The 25342-nt window shown below is 61.1% G+C and carries 22 protein-coding genes and 6 tRNA genes; 21 read left to right on the forward strand and 7 right to left on the reverse strand.

What is annotated here, in order from left to right; genetic code table 11:
* The first annotated feature begins 11 nt into the window (after positions 1-11).
* The 19 genes from asd (at position 12) to LNV07_RS11875 (ending at position 16774) form a co-directional block, all read left to right on the forward strand.
* Positions 12-1142, forward strand: a complete 1131-nt coding sequence (gene asd, locus LNV07_RS11785; RefSeq protein ID WP_263571361.1) for an aspartate-semialdehyde dehydrogenase — start codon at positions 12-14, stop codon at positions 1140-1142.
* A 256-nt stretch (positions 1143-1398) separates the two neighbouring features.
* A complete protein-coding gene (locus LNV07_RS11790; protein ID WP_263571362.1) occupies positions 1399-4155 on the forward strand; it encodes a FimV/HubP family polar landmark protein in 2757 nt (918 codons plus the stop codon).
* A gap of 79 nt (positions 4156-4234) precedes the next feature.
* Positions 4235-5044: a tRNA pseudouridine(38-40) synthase TruA gene (truA, locus tag LNV07_RS11795; protein ID WP_263571363.1), complete on the forward strand. Its 810-nt coding sequence runs from the start codon at positions 4235-4237 to the stop codon at positions 5042-5044.
* A complete protein-coding gene (locus LNV07_RS11800) occupies positions 5041-5691 on the forward strand; it encodes a phosphoribosylanthranilate isomerase (RefSeq protein WP_263571364.1) in 651 nt (216 codons plus the stop codon). The genes truA and LNV07_RS11800 overlap by 4 nt, the downstream gene beginning before the upstream one ends.
* Positions 5692-5700: 9 nt before the next feature.
* Positions 5701-6996 (forward strand): tryptophan synthase subunit beta, encoded by a 1296-nt coding sequence (gene trpB, locus LNV07_RS11805; RefSeq protein ID WP_263571365.1) that lies wholly within the window; start codon positions 5701-5703, stop codon positions 6994-6996.
* Positions 6993-7790 (forward strand): tryptophan synthase subunit alpha, encoded by a 798-nt coding sequence (trpA, locus tag LNV07_RS11810; RefSeq protein ID WP_263571366.1) that lies wholly within the window; start codon positions 6993-6995, stop codon positions 7788-7790. The genes trpB and trpA overlap by 4 nt, the downstream gene beginning before the upstream one ends.
* A 45-nt stretch (positions 7791-7835) precedes the next feature.
* Positions 7836-8708 carry an acetyl-CoA carboxylase, carboxyltransferase subunit beta gene (gene accD, locus LNV07_RS11815; RefSeq protein WP_263571367.1) on the forward strand — a complete coding sequence of 291 codons (873 nt, stop codon included), beginning with the start codon at positions 7836-7838 and terminating at the stop codon, positions 8706-8708.
* Positions 8709-8784: 76 nt separating this feature from the next.
* On the forward strand, positions 8785-10116 hold the full coding sequence (gene folC / locus LNV07_RS11820; RefSeq protein ID WP_263571368.1) for a bifunctional tetrahydrofolate synthase/dihydrofolate synthase: 1332 nt from the start codon (positions 8785-8787) through the stop codon (positions 10114-10116).
* 64 nt (positions 10117-10180) lie between these two features.
* Entirely contained in the window at positions 10181-11032 is an 852-nt protein-coding gene (locus tag LNV07_RS11825) for an SPOR domain-containing protein (protein ID WP_263571369.1), read from the forward strand.
* Between the two features lie 41 nt (positions 11033-11073).
* Entirely contained in the window at positions 11074-11565 is a 492-nt protein-coding gene (locus tag LNV07_RS11830) for a CvpA family protein (protein ID WP_263571370.1), read from the forward strand.
* Positions 11566-11618: 53 nt separating this feature from the next.
* The gene (purF, locus tag LNV07_RS11835; protein ID WP_263571371.1) at positions 11619-13133 is read left to right on the forward strand and encodes an amidophosphoribosyltransferase; all 1515 of its coding nucleotides are present in this window, start codon (positions 11619-11621) and stop codon (positions 13131-13133) included.
* The gene (locus LNV07_RS11840) at positions 13130-14374 is read left to right on the forward strand and encodes an O-succinylhomoserine sulfhydrylase (RefSeq protein WP_263571372.1); all 1245 of its coding nucleotides are present in this window, start codon (positions 13130-13132) and stop codon (positions 14372-14374) included. The genes purF and LNV07_RS11840 overlap by 4 nt, the downstream gene beginning before the upstream one ends.
* Positions 14371-15774, forward strand: coding sequence for a glutamate--tRNA ligase (gene gltX, locus LNV07_RS11845; protein WP_263571373.1), 1404 nt, complete (start codon positions 14371-14373; stop codon positions 15772-15774). The genes LNV07_RS11840 and gltX overlap by 4 nt, the downstream gene beginning before the upstream one ends.
* A gap of 80 nt (positions 15775-15854) precedes the next feature.
* A tRNA-Ala gene (locus LNV07_RS11850) sits at positions 15855-15930 on the forward strand.
* Positions 15931-16021: 91 nt separating this feature from the next.
* Positions 16022-16097, forward strand: a tRNA-Glu gene (locus LNV07_RS11855).
* 82 nt (positions 16098-16179) lie between these two features.
* Positions 16180-16256 (forward strand) — tRNA-Asp (locus tag LNV07_RS11860).
* A gap of 154 nt (positions 16257-16410) precedes the next feature.
* Positions 16411-16486: transfer RNA gene (locus tag LNV07_RS11865), tRNA-Ala, on the forward strand.
* Between the two features lie 58 nt (positions 16487-16544).
* A tRNA-Glu gene (locus LNV07_RS11870) sits at positions 16545-16620 on the forward strand.
* 77 nt (positions 16621-16697) lie between these two features.
* Positions 16698-16774 (forward strand) — tRNA-Asp (locus LNV07_RS11875).
* 171 nt (positions 16775-16945) lie between these two features.
* Here the strand turns inward: LNV07_RS11875 and lexA are convergent.
* Positions 16946-17680: a transcriptional repressor LexA gene (gene lexA, locus LNV07_RS11880; RefSeq protein WP_263571374.1), complete on the reverse strand. Its 735-nt coding sequence runs from the start codon at positions 17678-17680 to the stop codon at positions 16946-16948.
* Between the two features lie 97 nt (positions 17681-17777).
* Here lexA and LNV07_RS11885 point away from each other — a divergent pair, with 97 nt between their 5' ends.
* Entirely contained in the window at positions 17778-18722 is a 945-nt protein-coding gene (locus tag LNV07_RS11885; RefSeq protein WP_263571375.1) for an asparaginase, read from the forward strand.
* Positions 18723-18750: 28 nt separating this feature from the next.
* Here the strand turns inward: LNV07_RS11885 and LNV07_RS11890 are convergent, their stop codons facing one another.
* Together LNV07_RS11890 and LNV07_RS11895 are read right to left on the reverse strand one after the other, a co-directional pair.
* Complete coding sequence (locus tag LNV07_RS11890; protein ID WP_263571376.1) at positions 18751-19176, reverse strand: organic hydroperoxide resistance protein; 426 nt, start codon at positions 19174-19176, stop codon at positions 18751-18753.
* 14 nt (positions 19177-19190) lie between these two features.
* A complete protein-coding gene (locus tag LNV07_RS11895) occupies positions 19191-19685 on the reverse strand; it encodes a MarR family winged helix-turn-helix transcriptional regulator (protein WP_263571377.1) in 495 nt (164 codons plus the stop codon).
* A gap of 71 nt (positions 19686-19756) precedes the next feature.
* On the opposite strand from LNV07_RS11895, the gene LNV07_RS11900 reads away from it, so the two are divergent.
* Entirely contained in the window at positions 19757-20116 is a 360-nt protein-coding gene (locus LNV07_RS11900; RefSeq protein WP_263571378.1) for a DUF1304 domain-containing protein, read from the forward strand.
* A 1-nt stretch (position 20117) separates the two neighbouring features.
* Here LNV07_RS11900 and LNV07_RS11905 read toward each other — a convergent pair whose 3' ends face one another.
* The 4 genes from LNV07_RS11905 to LNV07_RS11920 are packed head-to-tail and all read right to left on the reverse strand — an operon-like array spanning position 20118 to position 25341.
* Positions 20118-22124 carry an ABC-F family ATP-binding cassette domain-containing protein gene (locus LNV07_RS11905; protein ID WP_263571379.1) on the reverse strand — a complete coding sequence of 669 codons (2007 nt, stop codon included), beginning with the start codon at positions 22122-22124 and terminating at the stop codon, positions 20118-20120.
* Complete coding sequence (prmB, locus tag LNV07_RS11910) at positions 22121-23014, reverse strand: 50S ribosomal protein L3 N(5)-glutamine methyltransferase (protein WP_263571380.1); 894 nt, start codon at positions 23012-23014, stop codon at positions 22121-22123. The genes LNV07_RS11905 and prmB overlap by 4 nt, the downstream gene beginning before the upstream one ends.
* The gene (gene dapE, locus LNV07_RS11915) at positions 23011-24156 is read right to left on the reverse strand and encodes a succinyl-diaminopimelate desuccinylase (RefSeq protein WP_263571381.1); all 1146 of its coding nucleotides are present in this window, start codon (positions 24154-24156) and stop codon (positions 23011-23013) included. The genes prmB and dapE overlap by 4 nt, the downstream gene beginning before the upstream one ends.
* Before the next feature lie 27 nt (positions 24157-24183).
* The gene (locus tag LNV07_RS11920; RefSeq protein WP_263571382.1) at positions 24184-25341 is read right to left on the reverse strand and encodes a PilT/PilU family type 4a pilus ATPase; all 1158 of its coding nucleotides are present in this window, start codon (positions 25339-25341) and stop codon (positions 24184-24186) included.
* Between the last annotated feature and the right edge of the window lies 1 nt (position 25342).

A 25342-nucleotide genomic window follows, 5' to 3' on the forward strand; every position in this document is an offset into this window, starting at 1 on the left:
GGACGCAAGAAATGACAACACTAGTTGGATTGGTAGGCTGGCGCGGCATGGTCGGCTCGGTGCTGATGGACCGCATGGCGGCAGAGCGTGATTTCGACCTGATCGAGCCGCTGTTCTTCAGCACCTCGAACGCCGGCGGCGCTGCTCCCGCATTTGCCAAGAACGAAACCAAGCTGCAAAACGCTTTTGATATCGAGCAGCTCAAGCGCTGCGAAATCATCATCACCGCGCAGGGCGGCGACTACACCTCCGAAGTTTTCCCCAAGCTGCGCGCGGCCGGCTGGAATGGCCATTGGATCGACGCCGCCTCGACGCTGCGCATGGAGTCGGATGCCGTCATCATTTTGGACCCGGTGAATCTGCCCGTTATCGAGAACGCGCTGGCCAAGGGTGGCAAGAACTGGGTCGGCGGCAATTGCACGGTGTCCTGCATGTTGATGGGCGTGGGCGCGCTCTACAAGGCCGGTCTGGTCGAGTGGATGAGCACACAAACCTATCAAGCCGCATCGGGCGGTGGCGCTCAGCATATGCGCGAGCTGCTGACGCAATACGGCACGCTGAACGCCGAGGTTCGCAGCCTGTTGGATGATCCCAAGAGCGCGATTCTGGAAATCGATCGCAAGGTGATCGCCAAGCAGCGCGCCTTGACTGCAGCCGAGACAGCCAACTTTGGCGTGCCTCTGGGCGGCTCGCTGATCCCTTGGATCGACAAGGACTTGGGTAATGGCATGTCCAAGGAAGAATGGAAGGGCATGGCCGAGACCAACAAGATCATGGGTCTGGGCGAGGGCTTTGGCTCGGCGCCGATTCCGGTGGATGGCTTTTGCGTGCGCGTGGGTGCGATGCGCTGCCACAGCCAGGCGCTGACCTTCAAGCTGAAGAAGGATGTGCCGGTGGCCGACATCGAAGCGATGATTGCCGCCGACAACGAGTGGGTCAAGCTGGTGCCCAACAACCGCGAAGCGACGGTGCAAGACCTGACCCCGGTGGCGGTGTCGGGCACGATGACCATCCCTGTGGGCCGTGTGCGCAAGCTAGCCATGGGCCCCGAATATGTGGGTGCCTTCACGATTGGCGATCAGTTGTTGTGGGGCGCGGCCGAACCGCTGCGTCGCATGTTGCGGATCCTGTTGGCCCGGTGATGGCTCTCATCCCGTTGCCAGCACGCGACAAGCTTGTAACGGGGTGAATCAGAGCGGTGTCTATAGAGCTATTCAGCCTTTGCCTGAGCTTCTTAGCGTATATGCTTGCCGCTATTGATATTTCGATCGAAAGTGCGCATGTGGATGGCATCGTGAGCGCGGTTGAACTGAGAGTTAACATCGTCAAAAGAGGCGGACACCTTGTGGTGCCCGCCTTGTCGCTTTGGGGAACGCTTTGAAAAAATACATCAGCGCAGTGAATGACACGGACAGTGCCTCACCCAGCCTCCCCCAGAACGGTGTACAGGCATCGGCGTTGCGGCGCTTTGCCTTGTCCCGCACTGCGTTTTCCCGCTTCACTTTGTCGCATATCGCGGCGGCCGTGCTGCTTGTCTCCAGTAGCGGAGCCTGGGCCTTGGGGCTGGGGCGTTTGTCGGTGCAATCGGCCTTGGGCGAAACGCTGAAGGCGGAAATCGATATCACCAGTCTGAGTGCCGACGAGGCGGGTTCCTTGAAGGTGCGCATCGCGCCGCCGGAGTCCTATCGTGCCACCGGGGTTGAATACAACTCGGTGTTGACTAGTACTCAGGTGCAAGTCGTTAAAAAAGACGGCCGGACCTTTCTGCGCGTCAGCAGTGACCGTGCGGTGCAAGAGCCTTTTGTCGATGTGATCCTCGAGTTGACCTGGGCGAATGGCCGCCTGGTGCGCGAGTACACCTTGCTGTTTGATCCGCCGACCGCGACCCGGCCGAATGCTATTGCTGCTGCCACTCCTGTGGTGACGGCAGCGCCGGTGATTTCACAAGCTCCTGCCGCGCAAACCGAGGCCGTGCCTGCGCCAGCACCGGCGATGGCTGTGCCAATCCCGCCCAGCCCAAGCCCGGCTCCAGCGCCAATTGCGGTGGTGAAGGCTGCGCGTGAAGCGCCAGCGCCTACGCCAGCAGTGCCCGCTCCGCGCGCTGCTTCGGCGCCAGCGGCGGCGGCTTCCGCAGCCTCTGAGTACAAGGTCAAGCCGGGCGACAATTTGTCGCGCATTGCCAGCAAGACCCAAGTCGAGGGCATCTCCCTCGACCAGATGTTGGTGGGCTTGTTCCGAAATAATCCAGACGCCTTTCTTGATGGCAATATGAACCGCTTGCGCGCTGGCACGGTGTTGCAAGTGCCGTCCAGTGAGGTTTTGGCTGGCTTGCCGACCGCCGATGCGCGCCAGGTGATTCGAGCCCAAAGTGCCGATTTCAGCGCCTACCGTTTGCGCTTGAGCAGTGCGGCGCCAACCCTGCAGCAGGATCAAAGCCAGCGTCAGGCCAAGGGCAAGGTCGAAGCTGCGGTTGAAGACCGCAAGCCTGCGCCGGCGCCCACACCGGACAAGCTGACGCTTAGCAAGGCCGCCAGCGCGAACGCCGATGCCAAGCTGGCGCAAGCGTCCAAGGATGCCGAAAAGAAGGACGCGGCGGCTCGGATGGCCGAGTTGACGCGCAACGTCGAAGAACTGAAAAAAATCTCCAGCGCGGCCAAGCCACCCGCCGTTGCATCGGCTCCGATCAGCCCTCCGGCAGTCGCGCCGGTTGCAGTGGCTCCCGCACCAGCCCCGGCACCGGCACCGGCCGCTTCGGTGTCGGGCTTGCCGACCACCGTGGCTTCGGCTGCACAGCCCAAACCTGCCGCTCGGGTCGCTTCGGCCGCGAGTGCCGCTGCGCTGCCGGAAAAGGCCGAGCCGGGCTTGTTGGATCAAATACTCGAGAACCCTTTGTCCCTGCCTTTGGGCGCCGCCTTGTTGGCCGCTCTGGGCGGGCTGAGTTGGTATCGCTTGCGTGGTCGCAAGGCGGCAGCCAAGGCTGACACCGGTTTCCATGAAAGTCGTTTGCAGCCCGATTCATTTTTCGGTGCGACAGGTGGGCAACGAGTCGATACGCGCGACGCTACCGGCGCAGCGTCGTCGATGAATTATTCGCTCAGCCAGCTGGACGCGATCGGTGATGTGGATCCGGTGGCCGAGGCGGATGTGTATCTGGCCTATGGTCGTGACCTGCAGGCCGAAGAGATTCTCAAAGAGGCGCTGCGTGCCACGCCCGAGCGCATGGCGATCCGGCTCAAGCTGCTTGAGGTTTACGCCAAACGCCGTGACACCAAGGGCTTTGAGCAATTGGCAATTCAGCTCTATGCCGATACCCATGGCAGCGGAGAAGATTGGACCCGTGCGCAAGAACTGGGCCGGCAGATCGACCCCGAAAATCCGCTCTATCAACCCGGTGGTATACCTGGTCAGCAAAGCGATGGCCGTGAAGTGCATCCCGAACCCATGGGTGCTAGCACGATGCCGCATACGGTTGGCCATCTGGCAACCGAACCGGTCGGGCGCAATAGCGCCGCCGATGGCGCGCCTATGAGTGGTTTTGATCTGGATCTTGACCTCGACTTGGGTGCGCCGGCTGCGGTGCCAGCGCCGTCGCCAATCGCGATGGAGGCGACACAGGCGATGACGACGACGATTGAACAAGCCCCGTTCTCGATGGACTTCGATTTGTCGGAGCCGCCTGTTGCGCCAACTACTGAGGCCTCACCGGCCAGCACCGATCTTGAGTTCGATCTGGATGATTTCGGTAATTTGGACGACGTACCGCTGAACAGTCCCCCGCCTGCCGATGCCGGCAACGCGCTTGATTTCGACCTTGGTTCAATCGATTTGTCCTTGCCTGAGTTGCCTGATGCAGCGCAGGCCGAGACGCCTCTGCCGGTGGCCGAATCGGTCACGACGGATGATGGTTTCGGGGCCGAATTTGATGAATTGCTGAAGGCCGGGGAGACCATCGAGCCGGCTGCCGAGCCTTTGGCCGAGGCCTTCGATCTGATGGATGAGGGCGGCGATCCCTTGATGCGTCAGCTGGAGTTGGCCGATGAGTTCCGCCAGATCGGCGACACCGAAGGCGCTCGTGAAGTCTTGCAAGAGCTGATCTCCAAGTCCAGCGGCCCTCTACGCGACAAGGCGCAGGCGATGCTGAACGATTTGCGCTGATTGTTGCGAGACAATGCAAAGCGCCCGGCCTGGCCCGGGCGCTTTTTTTAATTGGGATGCGAACATTGAGTGCAGTGACATGCGTGTAGTCCTGGGGGTCAGTTACCGTGGTGGGGGCTATCACGGCTGGCAAGCCCAAGCCGACCGGCAAACCGTGCAGGATGTGCTGGAGGCCGCGTTGCAGAAGTTCAGCGCCACCAGCATTCGCACCGTTTGCGCCGGGCGCACCGACGCCGGCGTCCACGGCCTCAATCAGGTCGTGCACTTTGATACCGAGGTGATCCGCGATGCCGCCTCCTGGGTGCGCGGCACGAATTGCTTTTTGCCCGTTGATGTGGCGATCCAATGGTGCCGGTTCGCGGAGGAGCCCTTCCACGCACGCTTTGCCGCTCACGGTCGCCGTTACACCTATGTCTTGCTGGAGTCGCCGGTGCGGCCGGCGATCGAGTCCGGCTCGGTGGGCTGGGTCCATTACAAACTGAATGGCGAGGCCATGCGTGAAGCCGCCGAGATGCTCTTGGGTGAGCATGATTTCAGCGCCTTTCGGTCCTCTGAATGCCAGGCCGCCTCGCCGGTCAAGACCATGCGCAGCATCTCGATTGCCAAGCAAGGCGACTACTGGCGCTTTGACTTTGACGGCTCGGCCTTTTTGCACCATATGGTGCGGAACTTGATGGGCAGCTTGTTGGCCGTGGGCCGCATCGGGCGGGGCGGGCGCGATTTGGCCTGGTTTGCCTCGGTGCTGGCGGGCAAAGATCGCAAGTTCGCTGCACCTACCTTTCCTGCCGATGGTCTTTATTTCGTCGGTCCCTATTACTCGGCCGAATTTCAAATTCCAAGCCGAACTTCGGCGATGAGTTGGTTGCCGGGTGTGGAGCCCAAGCGATGAGTCGAACCCGCATCAAAATTTGTGGCCTGACCCGCGAGGCCGATGTGTTGGCGGCGGTCGAGGCGGGTGCCGACGCCATCGGCTTTGTCTTCTATGCCAAAAGTGCCCGTTATGTCAGCCCGGCGCGGGCCGCCGAGTTGGCCAGGCTGCTGCCGCCTTTTGTCACGCCGGTGGGCCTGTTCGTCAACGCGAGCGAGGCCGAGATCGAGGCCGGCTTGAAGGTGCTGCCGAATATGCTCTTGCAGTTCCATGGTGATGAGTCGCCGCAGGACTGCGAGCGGCCGGGCCGACCCTTTCTGCGTGCCGCGCGCATGGAGCCGGGCTTTGATTTGTTAGACTACGCCCAACAATATTCAGCCGCCCAGGCAATCTTGCTCGACGCCCATGTCGAGGGTTACGGCGGTGGTGGAAAGGTCTTCGATTGGTCTCTCATTCCAAAAAACCTGGGCTCTCCCCTCGTTTTGTCTGGTGGGTTGCATGCCGGAAATGTGCTGGCTGGGATCACGCAGGCGCGGCCCTGGGCCGTTGACGTCAGCTCGGGCGTAGAGGCGCAAGGACGCGGCCTCAAATGCGCCCGGTTGATGCGTGAGTTCTGTGAGGCGGTCGCTCAAGCCGATGCGCTCACAGCCAGCAATCCCGAAATCTGAGAGTTCCCCATGAATAGCTATTCCCAACCCGATGCCCAAGGGCATTTCGGTCCGGTCAAGGGCCAGACCTATGGCGGCAGTTTTGTCGCCGAGACCCTGGTCCATGCGCTTGATGAGTTGAACAGCGCCTACGCGCATTACAGCCAGGACCCGGACTTCATTGCCGAGTACAAAAAAGAGCTGGCCCATTTTGTTGGCCGCCCGAGCCCGATCTATTACGCCGACCGGCTCAGCCGCGAACTCGGCGGCGCGCAGATTTTTCTGAAGCGTGAAGACCTCAATCACACCGGCGCGCACAAGATCAACAACACCATTGGCCAGGCGCTATTGGCCAAGCGCATGGGCAAAAAGCGCGTGATCGCCGAAACCGGCGCCGGCCAACATGGCGTCGCCACGGCCACCATCTGCGCGCGCTACGGCATGGAATGCGTGGTCTATATGGGCAGCGAGGACATCAAGCGCCAGTCGCCCAATGTCTACCGCATGCATTTGCTCGGCGCGCGAGTGGTGGCGGTGGAGTCCGGCAGCAAGACCTTGAAGGATGCGCTGAACGAGGCGATGCGCGACTGGGTCACCAACGTCGAGTCGACCTTCTACATCATCGGCACCGTGGCCGGCCCTCATCCCTATCCGATGATGGTGCGCGATTTTCAGCGCGTCATCGGCGATGAATGTCTGGTTCAAATGCCCGAAATGATTGGTCGCCAGCCCGATGCGGTGATCGCCTGCGTGGGCGGCGGCAGCAACGCGATGGGGATTTTCTACCCCTATATCCAGCATGCCGGCACGCGCCTGATCGGCGTCGAAGCGGCCGGTGAGGGGATTGAGACCGGCAAGCATGCGGCCACGCTGTCGGTCGGCAGCCCCGGTGTCTTGCATGGCAACCGCACCTATTTGCTGCAGGACGAAAACGGCCAGATCATCGAGACCCATTCGATCTCGGCCGGCCTGGATTACCCCGGCGTCGGCCCCGAGCATGCCTATTTGAAGGACATCGGCCGGGCCGAATATGTCGGCATCACCGACGCCGAGGCCTTGGCGGCTTTTCACCGCCTGTGCCGCACCGAGGGCATCATCCCGGCGCTGGAGTCCAGCCATGCGCTGGCCTATGCAATGAAACTGGCGCCGACGCTGCCGGCTGAGCAGCAGTTGCTGGTCAACCTTTCGGGGCGCGGAGACAAAGACATCGGCACCGTGGCCGATTTGTCGCAGGCCGAGTTCTTCTGCCGTCCGTCCTGTAAAGGCCAGTCCGTCAAAGGCGGAGATGCTGTTGTGGCGATGCCGTCGAAAGGAGGCCAGCCATGAGCCGCATCCAAGCGACCTTTGCTCGCCTTGCCGCCGAGGGCCGCAAGGCCTTGATTCCCTTCGTCACCGCCGGTGACCCATTTCCGGACGTGACCGTCGAGCTGATGCTGGCGATGGCCGAGGCCGGCGCCGATGTGATTGAACTTGGCGTGCCCTTTTCCGACCCGATGGCCGACGGCCCGGTGATTCAGCGCGCCGCCGAGCGCGCCGTCAAGGCCGGTGTTGGGCTGAAACATGTGCTGGCGGATGTGCAGGCGTTCCGTGAAAAGAACCAAACCACGCCCGTGGTCTTGATGGGTTATGCCAACCCGATCGAGCGTTACGGCGTGGATCGCTTTGTGCTCGACGCCAAAGCGGCCGGCGTGGACGGCGTCCTAGTGGTCGACTATCCGCCCGAGGAATGCGAGCGCTTCGCCGCCTTGCTCAAAGCGCAGGAGATGGACCCGATCTTCTTGCTCGCGCCGACCTCGACCGATGCGCGCATGCAGCGTGTCGGCCAGGTCGCCAGCGGCTATGTCTACTATGTTTCGCTGAAGGGCGTGACCGGCGCCGGCCACCTGAACACGGCGGCGGTGGCCGAGATGATTCCGCGCATTCGCCGCCATGTTGCGGTGCCGGTCGGGGTCGGTTTCGGCATCCGTGATGCGGCCACGGCGCGCGCGGTGGCCGATGTCTCGGACGCGGTCGTCATCGGTTCACGTCTGGTCGAGTTGCTGGAGGTCCAGTCGCGCGATAATGTCGCGTTGACGGGTGCTCAGTTCATCCGCGAAATTCGCAGTGCTTTGGACGCTTAGGGTGTTCAAAACGCTAGCTATCTTTTAGTTAAAAGGAGTCTGCTTGTGAGTTGGCTTGAAAAACTTCTGCCGCCGAAGATGCAGCAAACCGACCCGACCGAGCGTCGCATGGTGCCGGAAGGTTTGTGGATCAAGTGCCCGTCTTGCGAGACGGTCTTGTACAAGACCGACCTGGAGCAAAACGTCAATGTTTGCCCCAAGTGCAGTCACCACCACCGCATCGGCGCGCGCGCGAGGCTGAACGCCTTTCTCGACGGCGAAGGCCGTTACGAGATCGGCCAGGAGGTCTTGCCGGTGGACGCCTTGAAGTTCAAGGACAGCAAGAAGTACCCCGACCGGCTCAAGGATGCGCTGGAGCAAACCGGCGAGACCGACGCGCTGGTGGTGGTGGGCGGCGCCTTGATGACCATCCCGGTGGTGGCGGCCTGTTTCGAGTTCAACTTCATGGGCGGCTCGATGGGTTCGGTGGTCGGCGAGCGCTTTGTGCGCGGCGTCGAGACGGCGATCGAACAAAAGACGGCCTTCATTTGTTTCACCGCGACCGGCGGTGCGCGCATGCAAGAGGGCTTGTTGAGTCTGATGCAGATGGCCAAGACCAATGCGTCCTTGACCCGCTTGGCCAAGGCCAAACTGCCCTTCATCAGCATCTTGACCGACCCGACCATGGGCGGCGTGTCGGCCAGCTTTGCCTTTGTCGGCGATGTGGTGCTGGCCGAGCCCAAGGCCTTGATCGGCTTTGCCGGCCCGCGGGTGATCGAGAACACCGTGCGCGAGAAGTTGCCGCCGGGTTTCCAGCGCGCCGAATTCTTGCTCGAAAAGGGCGCGGTGGACATGATTGTCGACCGGCGCCAGTTGCGCGAAACCGTGGCTCGCCAACTGGCGATGCTGCAGCGCATGAGCTCGGACGCGGTTGCCTGAAAAGCCTGCTGATCTTGCGATAGAACCACAGCGGCCAGGCCCACAAGGTCTGGCCGTCTTGTTTTGCGGAAAACAAATGTTGCCCAGTAACCTAGACGAATGGCTTGCTCACTGCGAGCGCCTGCACCCCAAGACCATAGACATGACGCTGGACCGCGTCATCACGCTGCGCGACCGGCTGGGCCTGAAGTTTGAGCCGCCGGTGGTGATGGTGGCCGGTACCAATGGCAAGGGTTCGACCTGCGCGATGCTGGAGTCGATTGCGCTGCAGGCCGGCTACCGGGTCGGCCTCTACATCAAACCGCATCTGGTGCATTTTCAGGAACGCTGCCGGGTGGGCGGCGAGCCGGTTTCGGCGGCCTCCTTGCTGCCCTATTTCGAGGAGGTCGAGGCGGCGCGGGGCGAGTTGACGCTGTCCTATTTCGAGTTCACAACGCTGGCCATCATGCTGCGTTTGGCGGCCGAGCCGCTTGATCTGGTGATCCTGGAGGTTGGCCTCGGCGGGCGCCTGGATGCCGTCAATGTGATCGATGCCGATTGCGCCGTCATCACCAGCATCGATCTGGATCACACCGAATATCTGGGGCCGGACCGCGAGTCGGTCGGGCGCGAGAAGGCCGGCATCATGCGTGCCGGCCGCAGCGTGGTTGTCAGTGACCCAATGCCGCCCGCTTCGTTGGCTGCCAGGGCCGCCGAGATCGGCGCCGATTTGCGTCAACTTGGACGCGACTTCACCTACAGCGGCGACCGCCAGCAATGGCAATGGTCGGGCCGCGAGCGGCGCTTCAGCGGCATGGCTTATCCGGCGCTGCGTGGCGTCAACCAGCTGCTCAATGCGGCCGGCGTGCTCGCAGCATTTGAGGTCTTGTACGAGCGCTTGCCGATCAGCGCACAGGCGGTGCGCAACGGCTTGGCAATGGTCGAGTTGCCGGGGCGCTTTCAGGTCGTGGCCGGCCAGCCCAATCTGGTGCTGGACGTCGCGCACAACCCGCACGCGGTGGCCGCGCTGGCGCAGAACCTTGATCAAATGGGATTCTTCCCACGTACCCATGCGGTCTTCGGCGCAATGGCGGACAAGGACTTGGCCGGGATATTCCAGAAAATGGCGCCTTTGGTCGACAGCTGGCATTTCTGTGATCTTGAACTGCCTCGCGCGGCCAAGTCCGAATCCTTGCTGGCGGAATTTGAGGCGCTGAGGGCGGCCGCAGGCGTGAAGCCGCCAATGGAGCTGAGCTTGCATGTGCATGCGAGCCCCGCCGAGGCGCTGGCCGCAGCGACGGTCGCGGCCGACCCCGCTGATAGAATTCTGGTCTTCGGTTCATTCTTCACCGTTGGGGGTGTGCTCAAGAATGGTGTGCCGCGTTTGCAGGCCGGCAAGCCGCCTCAAACAAGCCGCTCTTTGTCTTGAATTCAGGGCTTCGGATTCGAAGCCTTTCACCTGTTACACGCCGGCTCACGCTGCCATTCTTGCCATGGGTCTGTTGTCTTTCTTCAAACGCGGTGAAGCCAATTCAGCCGCCAGTTCGAACGTCAAGTCCGGAGCCAAATCCGGCGCCAAGCCGGTCGCCGACGCCGCCGACGCGGTGCAACATTTGCGTTTGCGCGCGCGTCACCGCCTGATCGGCGCGGCGCTCTTGGTCGGGGTGGGCGTGATCGGTTTCCCCTTGCTGTTCGAGACCCAGCCGCGGCCGATCCCGGTCGATCTGCCGATCAATATTCCCAGCAAAGAGGCCTTGCCGCCGCTGCAGGTGCCGGCGCAGTCTCAAGGGCAATCGCAAGCGCAGTTGCAAGCACCGGTCTTGCCGCCCTTGGCTGCTGCCGAGGAGGTCGTGACTGAAAAGTCGCCTGCGCCTGCCAGCGCCCAAAAAGCCGAAACGGCCGCCACTGCCGCAGCGCCAGTGCAGCCACCGGCTATTGTGGCCAAGGCCGAAACCGCAAAACAGGAGCCCAAGCCGGTCGCAAAACCCGGCGAAAAGCCGGCCGAAAAGAAGGCCGTTGAACATCACCCGGATAGGCCCGCGTTGCAGCAAGAGGCCGCCCGTGTGCAGTCGTTGCTGGAGGGCAAGCCCGCTCAAGCCAAGGCCGCTGACTCGGGGCTGCGCGCGATTGTTCAAGTGGGCGCCTACGCCGATGCGAACGCCGCTCAGGAAGTTCGGCTGAAGGTCGAGAAGCTCGGTCTCAAAACTTATACGCAGGTGCTTGAAACGCCAGCCGGCAAGCGCGTACGGGTTCGCGTTGGGCCCTTCGCCAGCAAGGAAGAGGCCGATAAGGCCGCCGCAAAATTGCGTGCCAGCGGCCTGTCGCCGGCTGTGTTGACGCTTTGATTGATGCCTGGCTTGAATCGCGGTGGTCTTGTTTGAGTAACGTGACGAGTTGGCTTGACTGGGTATTGCTGGTCTTGCTGGTCGGCTCGGCCTTGCTGGGGCTATGGCGAGGCCTGGTGTTCGAACTTTTGTCGATCGCCGGTTGGTTGATTGCTTACTTTGGGGCCCCGGTCTTGGCGCCGCTGGTGGAGGCCTGGCTGCCGCAGCAACGTTTTGAAGCCGGTCTGCTGCATGTGCTGGGCCTGAGCTTGAGTTTCATATTGATCTTGCTGGTTTGGAGTTTGGGGGCGAAGCTGGTGCGGGCCTTGCTCCATGCCACCCCCTTGAGCGTGATCGATCGTTTGGCCGGTTGTGTGTTCGGGTTTTTGCGTGGCTTGCTGGTGTGTTTGATCTTGGCGGTCTTGGTCGGCATGACGCCGGCCAAGGACTGGTCAACTTGGCAAGAGTCGCATTTGGCCTCCGGCTTGCAAAAAGTTCTGCATGAAATTCGTCCGGTGCTGCCGGATGAGTTATTGAAATTGATCCCGGCCTGAGCATCCGCTCGGGCCTTGAATTTTGTTCTGTCCCTTCAAGACAAGGAAATACCATGTGCGGCATCGTCGGCGTGATCTCTCGCTCACCGGTTAATCAACTGATTTATGACGGCCTGCTGCTCTTGCAGCATCGCGGTCAAGATGCCGCCGGCATCGTCACCATGCAAGGCAATAAATGCTTTATGCACAAGGCCCGCGGCATGGTGCGCGACGTTTTCCGCACCCGCAACATGCGTGCCCTGCCGGGCAGCATTGGCCTGGGTCAAACGCGCTATCCCACCGCCGGCAATGCCTATAACGAGGAAGAGGCGCAGCCCTTCTACGTCAATGCGCCGTTTGGTCTGGTCTTGGTCCACAACGGCAATCTGACCAATGCGCAAAGCCTGAAGACCGAGCTGTACGACATCGACCGCCGCCACATCAACACCGAGAGCGACTCCGAAGTGTTGTTGAACGTGCTGGCCCATGAAATCGAGCAGGTGGTCCGGGATGCGCCGCTCAGCCCCGAGGGTATGTTCAAGGCCGTCGCCGCCGTGCACAAGCGCATCAAGGGTTCTTACGCTGTGATTGCCTTGATCGCCGGCCACGGTATGTTGGCGTTCCGCGACCCCTTCGGCATTCGTCCTTTGTGCTTCGGTCAGGCGGCGGATGGCGAGTACATGGTGGCCAGCGAGAGCGTCGCGCTCGAAGGCACCGGCTTCAAGTTGCTGCGTGACGTCGCCCCCGGCGAAGCTCTGTTCATCGACATGAGCGGCAAGCTGCACACCCAGCAATGCGCCGAGAACCCGACCCTGAACCCTTGCATGTTCGAGTTCGTCTACCTGGCGCGCCCGGACTCGGTGATGGACGGCATTTCGGTCTATCAGGCGCGCTTGAATATGGGCGAAACGCTGGCTCAGCGCTTGATCTCGACCATGCCGCCGAGCGATATCGATGTGGTGATTCCGATACCGGAATCCAGTCGACCGTCCGCCATGCAGTTGGCGCATCGGATCGGCAAGCCGTACCGCGAAGGCTTTGTGAAGAATCGCTATGTCGGCCGGACCTTCATCATGCCGGGCCAGGGTGAGCGTAAAAAATCGGTGCGTCAAAAGCTCAATGCGATCGGGCTTGAGTTCAAGAATCGCAATGTCTTGCTGGTGGACGATTCGATCGTGCGCGGCACCACCTCGAAAGAGATCGTGCAGATGGCTCGCGAGGCCGGTGCACGCAAGGTCTATCTGGCCTCCGCCGCGCCGCCGGTGCGCTACCGCAATGTCTACGGCATTGACATGCCGACCAGCGAAGAGCTGATCGCGCACAACCGCAGCAATGAAGAAATTCGCCAATTCATCGGCGCCGATGCCTTGATCTATCAAGACGTTGATGCGATGAAGCGGGTCGTCGCGGCCTTGCAGCCGGCCTTGCATGGTTTCGAGGCTTCTTGCTTTGACGGCGTTTATGTGACCGGCGACGTCAGCGCCGAGGACTTTGCCAAGCTCGAGGCGCAGCGGCGCAGCCAGGGCGAAGAAGAAGACGGCCCGGCGCGCACTCGCCTGGCTCTGCAAAGCGGAGGTGATGGCCAATGAGTAGCAAGGAAGAGGCCCGTCGCCTTTCTCGCGCTCAACTTCCGGACGGACTGCGGCCCGAGACCTTGGCCGTGCGCATGGCGCTGGCGCCTAGCCAGCATGGCGAGAATTCCGAAGCGCTGTTTCTGACCAGCGCCTATGTTCAACCCGATGCCGAAACTTCGGCGCAGCGCTTTGCCGCGTCGGAGGACTTCACCTACTCGCGCACCAGCAATCCAACCGTGCGCAGCTTGGAGTTACGCCTAGCCGCAATGGAAGGCACGGAGGCCGCGATCGCCACTTCGACCGGCATGAGCGCCATCCTCCTGCTCTGCATGGGGCTGCTCAAGGCGGGCGACCATGTGGTCTGCTCGCGCTCGGTGTTCGGCTCGACGATCAATCTGTTCGCCAAAGAATTCGGCAAGTTCGGTGTCGAGACCAGCTTTGTTTCGCAAACCGATCTGCAGGAATGGCGCGAGGCCATCCGGCCGACCACGCGCATCTTCTTCGCCGAAACGCCGACCAATCCGCTCACCGAGATCTGCGACATCCGCGCGCTGGCCGATATGGCGCATGAGTCCGGCGCCTTGCTGGTGGTCGACAACACCTATTCCACGCCCGCCTTGCAGCAGCCGGCCAAGCTCGGTGCCGATCTGGTCATGCATTCGGCGACCAAATACATGGACGGGCAAGGTCGGGTGATGGCGGGAGCTTTGTGCGGCCCTAGCCATTTGATCAAGGATGTTTTCGGCCCGGTCCTGCGCACCGTCGGCATGACGCTGGCGCCCTTCAATGCCTGGGTGATTCTCAAAGGCCTCGAGACCTTGAGCCTGCGCATGAAGGCGCAGAGCGAGCAGGCGCTGGCCGTGGCGCGCTGGCTGGAGGCGCGTCCCGAAGTGGCCCGTGTCTATTGCCCGTCACTGCCTTCGCACCCTCAGCATGAGTTGGCAATGCGCCAGCAGTCGGGGCAGGGCGGGGCGGTGCTGTCGTTCGAACTGCGTGCGCCAACGCCCGAGGCGGCGCGTGCGGCAGCGTTTCACGTCATCGACAGCACGCGTGTGCTCAGCATCGCCACCAATCTGGGCGACACCAAATCCATCATCACGCATCCAGCCACGACCTCGCATGGTCGTCTCAGCGAAGCCCAGCGCCAAGCCGCCGGCATCAGCCAAGGCCTGATTCGTCTGGCCGTCGGGCTGGAGCATGTTGATGACATCACCGACGACCTGCTGCGCGGACTTTCTACCTTGCCATCCCTATGAGTCAGAACCCAACTACCCCCGTCCGCACCCGTATCGCGCCTTCGCCCACCGGCTTCCTGCATCTGGGTACCGCCCGTACGGCCTTGTTCTCCTGGGCTTATGCGCGCCACTTTGGCGGCAAGTTTGTGCTTCGAATTGAAGACACCGACGTTGCCCGCTCGACCCAGGACTCGGTCGAACAAATCTTGGCTTCGATGAATTGGTTGGGCCTGGACTATGACGAGGGTCCGATATATCAAATGCAACGCCTGGAGCGATACAGCGCCGTTGTTGAACAACTGATCAATGAAGGCAAGGCCTACCGCTGCTACTGCTCGCCGGCCGAGTTGGACGAGATGCGCGAAGCGCAGCGTGCGCGCGGTGAAAAGACTCACTACGACCGCCGTTGGCGGCCGGAGCCGGGCAAGGTCTTGCCGGCTGCCCCCGAAGGCGTGCAGCCGGTCGTGCGTTTCAAGAATCCGCTCGAGGGTGATGTGACTTGGGTCGATGTGGTCAAGGGTTCGATCACCATCAATAACCGCGAGATCGATGACCTGATCATCGTTCGGCCGGATGGCGTGCCGACCTATAACTTCTGCGTGGTGGTGGACGACTGGGATATGGCGATCAGCCATGTCTTCCGCGGTGATGAGCATGTCAACAACACGCCTTGGCAGATCAATATCTTCAACGCGCTTGGCGCACCCTTGCCGCAGTTTGGCCATGTGCCGGTGATTCTGGGTGATGACGGTCAAAAGCTGTCCAAGCGCCGCGGCGCGGTCAGCGTGACCGCCTATGAAGAAGCCGGCTATTTGCCCGAGGCGATGTTGAACTATCTGTCGCGCCTGGGCTGGAGCCATGGGGATGAAGAGCTGTTCTCGCGCGAGCAATTGGTGGCCTGGTTTGATGGCTCGCACCTGAGCAAGAGCCCGGCGCAATGGGATCCGGCCAAGCTGGAGTGGGTCAATAGTCAGTACATCAAGCAAGCCGATGATGAGCGACTGGCTGTTCTTGTTGCTGCCCAGTTAGTCAAGCGAGGCTTGAAAGTCGATGCGGCGACCTTGGTGCCGATGTGTGCGCTGTTCAAGGATCGTTGCGCGACAACGGTCGCCCTGACGGATTGGCTGAGCATGTACTTCGCGCCGGTGGCAGCATCAGCGGAAGACTTGGCGGCGCATGTGACCGAGGCGGTCAAGCCGGCTCTGCAAACCCTGGCCGCGAAGCTTAGCGAGGCGGAATGGAACAAGGTCGGTATTGCCGCCGCGATCAAGGAAACCATCACCGCCCATGGCATCAAGATGCCTTTGCTGGCCATGCCGGTGCGTGCTTTGGTGTGCGGACGGGTGCAAACACCGAGTGTCGACGCCGTGTTGGCATTGTTTCCAAAAGAAATTGTGATCGAACGCTTGCGCAATACATGAAATCCGTACTACAATCTACGTCTTGCTTGAACAGCGCAAAACAACAAGGTTGGGCGAATAGCCGGGCTTTGTGGTTTTAAGGGGGTATAGCTCAGCTGGGAGAGCGCTTGCATGGCATGCAAGAGGTCAACGGTTCGATCCCGTTTATCTCCACCAAATTTTAGTAGTAGAATATTAATAGCAAGAAATATTAATATAATTTGGTTGGCGCGCGGTTCAAGAAAGTAGAAGCAAGAAAGAAGGATTAGTCCCCTTCGTCTAGAGGCCTAGGACACCACCCTTTCACGGTGACTACAGGGGTTCGAATCCCCTAGGGGACGCCAAGTTTTACAAAGCTTGGCAGTTGTTGAATATTTTAAACAACTGCAAATTTGTTGAGTATATATGTGATAAACTTATATGCATGGAGTGGTAGTTCAGTTGGTTAGAATACCGGCCTGTCACGCCGGGGGTCGCGGGTTCGAGTCCCGTCCACTCCGCCAATATTATGACGTTCAGCAATATGCTGAATTGGTTTTTTAAGCAGTTATTTATAACTTGCTGGGTTTTGCCAGAGGCGGCCAAGAAATTGGCCGCTTGCTTTTGAGAGTTTCATGATTGAGTAATCAAGCTTGAACAGCGCGATGCCCGGAATTTGGGGGTATAGCTCAGCTGGGAGAGCGCTTGCATGGCATGCAAGAGGTCAACGGTTCGATCCCGTTTATCTCCACCATTGACTTTAGAGTTGATGTTTGGCGCGCGGTTCAAGTTGTTTTTAAATAGAAGGTTTAGTCCCCTTCGTCTAGAGGCCTAGGACACCACCCTTTCACGGTGACTACAGGGGTTCGAATCCCCTAGGGGACGCCAAGTTTGACAATGCTTGGTATTCATCGGATAGATGAATACAAATTTTGTTCGGTGCAGTGAAGTGATTCATTGCATTTGGAGTGGTAGTTCAGTTGGTTAGAATACCGGCCTGTCACGCCGGGGGTCGCGGGTTCGAGTCCCGTCCACTCCGCCAATATTAAAAGCCCCGAGAACGCGAGTTATCGGGGCTTTTTCTTGTGCGCCTTGAAATCAACCTTGGTAGATACCTATTATTACCTCGCCATGCAGCGTAACTTGCTCAGGCAAGGTTTACTCCTTCGTTAAGTCGAGTTTGTATGGAGTGCAAACTCGGGGCGAAAACTACTCAAAGAAACATCTGGTTTCTGATCAAACCAACCGCCAGGCCCTCAAGTGTGAAGTTCTCGTCGCCTGACTTGATCAGAATAGGCTCGAACTCGGGATTCTCCGGCAAGAGTTCGATCCCGCTGCGACTACGCTTGAATCGCTTGACCGTCACCTCATCTCCAATCCGGGCAACCACAATCTGCCCATTGCTGGCCTCGCTGGTTCTTTTTACGGCCAGCAAATCGCCGTCCATGATGCCAATGTCCTTCATGCTCATGCCGCGGACCTTGAGCAGAAAATCAGGTTGACGAGCGAACATATTTGCCTCGACGGTATAACTTTGCTCGATATGTTCCTCCGCCAGGATGGGGTGCCCTGCCGCCACCCGGCCGACCAAAGGCAAGGTCAGTTGCGCCAGACTCGCGAGTGGGAGGCTGAATTGTTTGCCGAGTTGTTTGGCAAGAGAAGCCGAAGTTTGCTTGGCCTCATGAACCTCACGCGCATCGCGGGCCTCATTCAAGGCGCGCAATGTGTCAGACTTCAGCCTGATACCTCTCGAGGTGCCGCCGACCAATTCGATCACACCCTTGCGTGCCAAGGCTTGCAAATGTTCTTCGGCAGCATTGGCTGAGCGGAATCCAAGTTCTCGGGCGATTTCTGCGCGAGTTGGTGGTGCTCCTGTTTGCTCAACGGCCTTGCGCACCAAGTCGAGAATTTGCTGCTGGCGGGCGGTGAGTTTGGGGCTGACATCCATGGCTTATCCTCTATTGCTTGACTGAACGTTTATCCAGTAACTGTATTTTCATCCAGGTTGACGAAAATTGCAAAACACAAATGAATCTATTCGAATCTTGAGCGCGCCAAACAGCGCGGACTTGGTGGTCATTCTGGGCACCGGCGGCACGATTGCCGGCACCGCTGAGGAAGCGACGGACAACGTTGGCTATCGTGCCGCGCAACTCGGTGTCGCGCAGTTGCTGCAAGCGATTCCGCCGCTCGGAGCGCGTCGGCTTGAAACCGAACAAGTGGCGCAACTCGATAGCAAGGACATGGACTTTGCGACCTGGCGCCAACTTGCCGGACGCGTGGCTGCTCATTTGGCCAGACCCGAAGTCGCCGGCATCGTGATCACGCATGGCACCGACACGCTGGAGGAGACGGCCTACTTTTTGCAGCGAGTGCTGGCGCCGACAAAGCCGGTTGTGTTGACCGCGGCGATGCGGCCCGCCACGGCCCTGCAAACGGACGGACCACAAAATCTGTTGGACGCCGTCAATGTGGCGAGTGATGCGGCTGCCAGCGGCGTGTTGGTCGTCTTTGCCGGGGTGGTGCATTCCGCCGAGCAGGTGCGCAAGGTGCACAGCTACCGGGTGGATGCCTTCGCCTCCGTGGACGGAGCAAGGCTGGCGGTGGTGGAGGAGGGGATGATCCGTTGGTTGGCTGCGCCCGGTTCACGCCCCGCTGGCATGGGTCTGACTTTGCTGGATCGGCCGCTGGGGCAGTGGCCGCGGGTGCACATCGTGATGAATTACGTCGGCGCCGACGCTGCGGTGGTCGACGCCCTATTGAGCCAAGGCGTCGACGGTTTGGTGCTTGCCGGCACCGGCAATGGCAGTTTGTCGCAGGGTCTGGAGTCCGCATTGCGTGCCGCCCAGTCGCAAGGCGTGGCGGTGCTGCGTAGCACGCGCTGCGATGCCGGCCCCGTGACCGAATCGGCCGAGGCATTGCCCAGCGCCGGCGCCTTGAGCCCGGTCAAGGCGCGGGTCGAGTTGCTGTTGAAACTACTGGCGGCGTAAGCGTAGCCGCCTTTTGTCTTTCTGACCCTTAGACCAGGGTCAAGGTCACATCGATATTGCCGCGGGTGGCGTTCGAGTAGGGGCAGACCTGATGGGCGGCTTGCACCAGTTGCTCGGCCGCCGCGCGCTCCATGCCAGGGATGCTGATATTCAGCGCCACCTGGATGCCGAAGCCCGCGGGGATCGGGCCGATGCTTACATCGGCCGTGATGGACAAGTCATCCGGCAGCGCCAGTTTTGTCTTGCCGGCCACCGCCTTCATCGCACCGATGAAGCAGGCGGAATAGCCCGCCGCAAACAGTTGCTCGGGGTTGGTGCCGGGGCCGCCGGCGCCGCCCAATTCCTTGGGCGTTGACAAGGTGACGCTGAGGGCGCCGTCGGGGGTGGCCGACTTGCCTTCGCGGCCGCCGGTCGAAGTGGCGTGGGCGGTGTAGAGAACTTTATCGAGAGCCATTTTTGGGTCTTTCTTCATGGGTTGGTGGGAAGGTCGGTCGTCAAACTGAGCTGCTCGCGCAGTTGATGTAGTCGCTGTGTCAGCGAATGGATTTCTTCCATAGAGCAGGCGGTCGCACAGGCGATCTGTGGCGGAATCTTGCGAGCCTCTTCACGCAGCGCTTGACCCGCTGCGCTCAGGAAAATGTCAACCCGGCGTTCGTCATCGGCGGCGCGGCGCCGGCTGATCAAGGCGTTAGCCTCCAGGCGTTTGAGCAGCGGCGTCAAGGTGCCGGAGTCGAGCGACAAGCGCTGGCCCAGGCTGGAAACACTGACGCCGTCCTGCTCCCACAACAGCAACATCACCAAATACTGCGGGTAAGTCAGGCCCAGCGCCGCAAGCAAGGGTTTGTATTGCTTGGTCATGGCCAAAGAACTGGCATAAAGCGCAAAGCAGAGTTGCCGATCCAGACGCAGCCATTCGTCGGGGGCTGAGGGCGTGGGTTTTGGGCTTGATTTGCGAGTTCGCATGGGCTGAAGTATGGCTCACAATTAAATTGCACACAATCAATGTGGCTATTTTAGTGATGGAGGAAGACTCAATGACGATGATCGCCAATGCATTGCTGGCCCTGGTGGCCGCCTTGCACATCTACTTTCTGGTGTTGGAGATGTTTTTGTGGACCAAGCCCTTGGGGCTCAAAACCTTCCGCTTGACGCCGGAGTTTGCCCAGGCCAGCAAGGCGCTGGCCGCCAACCAGGGGCTCTATAACGGTTTCCTGGCCGCGGGCCTGCTCTGGGGTTTGAGCCAAGGCGTGGCGGGCCAGGCGGTGCAGCTGTTCTTCTTGGGCTGCGTGGTGGTGGCGGGCCTTTTTGGCGCCGCCACCGTTAGCCGCAAGATTGCTTTTATCCAGGCGCTGCCGGCCGCTTTGGGAATGGCGGCCGTGCTGCTGAGTGCCTGACTTAGTTCGCGGCGTGCAGCGCGTCGACCTCCGCGCTCAGCTCCAGCCAGCGCAGCTCGGCCGCCGCGAGTTCGTCGTGGATGGCCTTCAGGCGCCGGCCCGACTCGGCGATTTGAGCCGGCGAAGCGGTGCCCGCACCGAGTTGCGCCTCGACCGCCGTGCGCTCGTCCGCCAGCTTGTTCAGCGTGGCGTCAATGGCATCCATCTCGCGGCGCAGCGGCTTCGTTAGCTCGGCCAGTTTTTGACGCGCTTGGCCGCTGATCTTGCGATCCATAGGCGCTGCTGCTGCCACCGGCGCAGCCGCCGCCGCCACCGCCACCGGAGCGACAGGTTTAGCGGCCTGCTTTCCGAAGCTCTTGGCCGCAGCCTTGGCGGCTTCCTTGGCGGCCTTAGCAGCCTCCTTGGATTGCTCCAGCAGCCATTTCTGGTAGTCGTCCAGATCGCCATCAAACGGCGCGACCACGCCCTTGGCCACCAGCCAGAACTCGTCGCAGACCTCGCGCAGCAAGGCGCGGTCATGGCTGACCAGCATCACCGTGCCCTCGAACTCGTTCAGCGCCATTGACAGCGCCTCACGGGTGTTCAAGTCCAGATGGTTGGTAGGCTCGTCCAGCAGCAGTAAGTTGGGGCGCTGCCAGACCAGCATCGCCAGCACCAGGCGCGCCTTTTCGCCGCCGGATAAGCTGCCGACCTCCTGATTCACCATCGCGCCGACAAAGCGGAATTGGCCCAAAAAGTCGCGCAGCTCCTGCTCGCGCGCGCCGCCGCCGCCGTTGGCTGCCATGTCTTTGGCCAGCCTGACCATATGCGAGAGCGGGCCCTCGTCGGGACGCAAGACGTCCATTTCCTGCTGCGCGAAATAGCCAATCGTCAGGCCCTTGCCTTCGGTGATCTTGCCGCCCATCGCGCGCTGAGCGCGGGCGACGGTCTTCACCAGGGTCGACTTGCCCTGGCCGTTGGCGCCCAAGATACCGATGCGTTGGCCTGCTAGCACCGAGCGGTTGATGCCGCGCACGATCACGTTTTCGCCCTCGTCGGTGTCGTAACCGCAAGCGACCTCATCGAACATTAGCATCGGATTCGGCAGGTTCAAAGGCTCGCGGAACTCGAATGAGAAGTCGGCTGACGCCAGCACTGGCGCCAAACGCTCCATCCGCTCCAGCGCCTTGACCCGGCTTTGCGCCTGCTTGGCCTTGCTGGCCTTGGCCTTGAACCGGTCAATGAACTTTTGCAGATGTTCGATGCGGTCTTGCTGCTTGCCGAAGGCGGCCGCCTGCAAGACCATGCGCTCGGCGCGCATCGACTCGAAGGCGGTGTAGTTGCCGCCGTAACGCATCAGCTTGGCTTCGTCCAGATGCAGGGTTACTTTGGTGATCGCGTCGAGGAATTCGCGGTCATGGCTGATCACGATCAGCGTGCCTTCATAGCGCATCAGCCAGGCTTCCAGCCAGACCAAGGCGTCCAAGTCCAGGTGGTTGGTCGGCTCGTCCAGCAGCATCAGCTCGGCCGGGCACATCAAAGCGCGCGCTAGCTGTAGACGCATTCTCCAACCGCCCGAGAAGCTGTTCACCGGGGCGTCAACCTGTGCCCCCTTGAAGCCCAGGCCCATCAGCAAGGCTTGTGCACGCGGACGCGCGTCGAACGCGCCGGCGTCGCTGAGCATCGCGTGGGCATCGGCCATCGCGTGGCCATCTTCGGCGGCTTCGGCCGCGTCCAAGGCCATGCGCGCTTCCATCAGGCGGCGGTCGCCTTCCAGCACATAGTCTGTGGCCGGCATTTCTGTCTCGGGCATGTCCTGGGCAACTTCGCCGACCGACCATTGGCGCGGAATGTCGACCTCGCCCTTGTCGTTCTGCAGGCGATGGGTCAGCATCGCAAAAAGGCTGGACTTGCCCGCGCCATTGCGGCCGACCAGGCCGATCTTTTCACCCGGTTGCAGGGTGACGGAGGCGTCGTCGAGGACAACCTTGGTGCCGCGCCGCAGCGTGATATTGCGTAGCGTGATCATGATGCGAGTAGGGCCTTTTCTTTTCTCAATGCTGCAGGGGTAACGATTAACACTTGATAGTCTCCGGCCGATGTTGCCATCCAAGCCACTTCGAGCTGCGGGAATGCCGCGTAGAAATACTCGCACTCATTGCCGATTTCCAGCACCAGCAGGCCGTTCTCGGTTAAATGCTCGGCGGCTTGGCTGAGCAAGCGGCGCACAAAATCCATGCCGTCCGCGCCACCCGCCAAGGCCAGCTCCGGCTCGGCGCGGTACTCGGCCGGCAGCGTCGCCATCGCGTCCGCGTTGACATAGGGCGGGTTGCACAAAATCAGGTCGTAACGCGTACCTTCGGCGGTGGCTGGGGCCAGCCCATCTCCTTGCAGCAAGCGTATGCGCTCGCCCAGACCATGCTTGTCCACGTTGATCCGTGCCACGGCAAGAGCGTCGGCGCTGAGGTCGATCGCATCGACTTGCACTTCGGGCCAAGCCATCGCAGCGAGCACGGCCAGCGAGCCGTTGCCGGTGCACAGATCCAGCACCCGTCGGGTTTTATCCGACAACCAGGAATCGATCGCCTCATCGGCGATCAACTCGGCGATCAGGCTGCGCGGCACGATGGCGCGCTCGTCGATGTAGAAGGGCACGCCTTGCAACCAGGCTTCCTGGGTCAGGTAGGCGGCCGGCTTGCGGGTGGCGATGCGCTGCGCAAGCAGCGCGTCTGTCTTCGTCATCTCTGCCGGGGTCAAGTCTTGCTCGGCGTGTTCGTCCAGGCTGTCCAGCGGCAAGCCGCAGCTCCACAGCACCAACCAGGCGGCTTCATCAAAGGCATTCATGGTGCCATGTCCAAATGAAACGCCCGCTTCGGTCAAGCGGGCGGCGCTTTGTTCAATACAGTCAATCAGCTTCACAGCAGTAAGTTCTCCAGCGTCAAGCGGTAAATATTTTTCAGCGGCTCCAGGCTGTCGGCGGGTAAATACTCGTCGATCTTGTGGATGCTGGCGTTGATCGGGCCAAACTCGATCACCTGGGGGCAGATCTTGGCGATGAAGCGCCCGTCCGAGGTGCCGCCAGTGGTGGAGAGCTGAGCGTTCAGGCCGGTCTCTTGGCGAATCGCCGCGCAGACGGCCTCGCTCAAGGTTCCGACCGGCGTCAAAAACGGCTCGCCGCCCAGCGTCCAGTCCAACGCATATTCGAGACCATGGCGCTCCAACAAAGCCAGGACGCGGGCCTTCAGACCTTCGGGTGTCGATTCGGTCGAGAAGCGGAAATTGAAGTCCAAGACCATCTCGCCCGGGATCACGTTCGTGGCGCCGGTGCCGGCGCTGATGTTGGAAATCTGGAAGGTGGTGGCGGGAAAGTAGGCGTTACCTGCATCCCAGACCATGTTCGCCAACTCGGCCAGGGCCGGTGCGGCCTGGTGGACCGGGTTGCGTGCCAATTGCGGGTAGGCGACATGACCTTGAATGCCCTTGACCCTGAGCTTGCCACTCAGCGTGCCGCGGCGGCCGTTCTTCAGCATGTCGCCGACGCTGTCGACCGAGGTCGGCTCACCGACGATGCAGTAGTCCAGCCTCTGCCCGCGTGCTTGCAAGACCTGGCAGCAGACCTTGGTGCCGTCGATCGACGGGCCTTCCTCGTCGCTGGTCAGCAAGAAGGCAAGGCTGCCCGCATGGTCGGGATGGGTGGCGACGAATTCTTCGGCCGCCACCACCATTGCCGCGACCGAGCCCTTCATATCGGCGGCGCCGCGTCCGTAGATGCGGCCGTCGCGGTAGCTTGGCACAAAAGGGTCGCTGGCCCAGGCATCCAGCCGGCCGGGTGGCACTACATCGGTGTGGCCGGCGAACATCAGCACCGGTCCATCCGATCGGCCACGCTTGATTGCCCATAGATTGCTAACGCGGAAACTCTCCGGGCCGCTGTCCATGCCTTCAATCTCGAAACCGATCGCGGTCAAGCGGGCGGCAATCAGCTCTTGGCAGCCGGCATCGAGCGGCGTGACGGACGGACGCGCGATCAGCGCCTCCAGCAGGGCAAGGGTGTCGGACATGTTTATGTTCTTCTGAATGCGGCGTCTTCAGTCCTGGCGCACGTCCAGGGTGATCTCGGTAAAGCTGGCTTCGTTGCTGGGCGTGGCTTCTGGCTGTTTGGCCGAAGGTTTGTGGGCGCCGGGTGCATCGTTTTGCAAGCGCCAGAGCAGATTGGTTGGCGAGTCGGCAAAGGCGAGACCTTCTTCGCGGGTGATGGTGCCGTCGACGATCAGCTTGGCGAAATGCTCTTCGTAAGTCTGCGAGCCTTCGGCCATGGACTTTTCCATCGCCTCCTTGACGCCGGCAAAGTCGCCATGCTCGATCAGCTCCGAGATCAGCTTGGTGTTGAGCAAGATCTCGATGACCGGAATACGCCCGCCGGCCGAGGCCCGCACCAGACGTTGCGAAACGATAGACTTCAAGCCGGCCGCCAAGTCATTCAACAGGGCCGGGCGCGACTCCGGCGTGTAGAAAGACAGAATCCGGTTCAGCGCGTGATAGCTGTTATTGCCGTGCAAGGTGGCCAGCACCAAATGACCCGACAAGGCATAGGAGATCGCCGCCGTCATGGTCTCGCGGTCGCGGATCTCGCCGATCAAAATGCAGTCCGGGGCCTGGCGCAGCGCGTTCTTCAACGCGATTTGCAGCGAGGCGGTATCGCGCCCGACCTCGCGCTGGTTGACGACCGAGCGCTTGTTGGTAAACAGGTACTCCAGCGGATCCTCGATGGTCAGGATATGGCCGCTCATGCTCTGATTGCGCTGCTCCAGCATTGACGCCAGCGTGGTGCTTTTGCCAGTGCCAGTGGCGCCCACCATCAAGATCAGGCCGCGCTTTTCCTGCACCAGCTTGCCCAAGACCGGCGGCAGGTTGAGGCTTTCCAGCGAAGGGATGTTGTGCGGAATATGACGGAACACGCCGGCAATGCTGCCCCGTTGGCGAAAGCCCGAGAGCCGGAAACTCCCGACCTTGCTGACCGCCACGGCCATGTTCAACTCACCCGTGGCATCCAGTTCGGCCAGCTGCGCCGGCTCCACCACCTCGGCGATCAACTGACGCGGTTGGGTATGCGTGAGCACCTGATCGGACAGCTGCACGATCTGCCCGTTCAGGCGGATCAAGACCGGCATATTGGCCGACAGATAAACGTCAGACGCGCCTTTGTCGGCCATCAGCCGCAGGATGCGCTCCATGTTTCCGGACATT

The organism is Roseateles oligotrophus, assembly GCF_025717515.1.
GTDB lineage: Bacteria > Pseudomonadota > Gammaproteobacteria > Burkholderiales > Burkholderiaceae_C > Paucibacter_A > Paucibacter_A oligotrophus.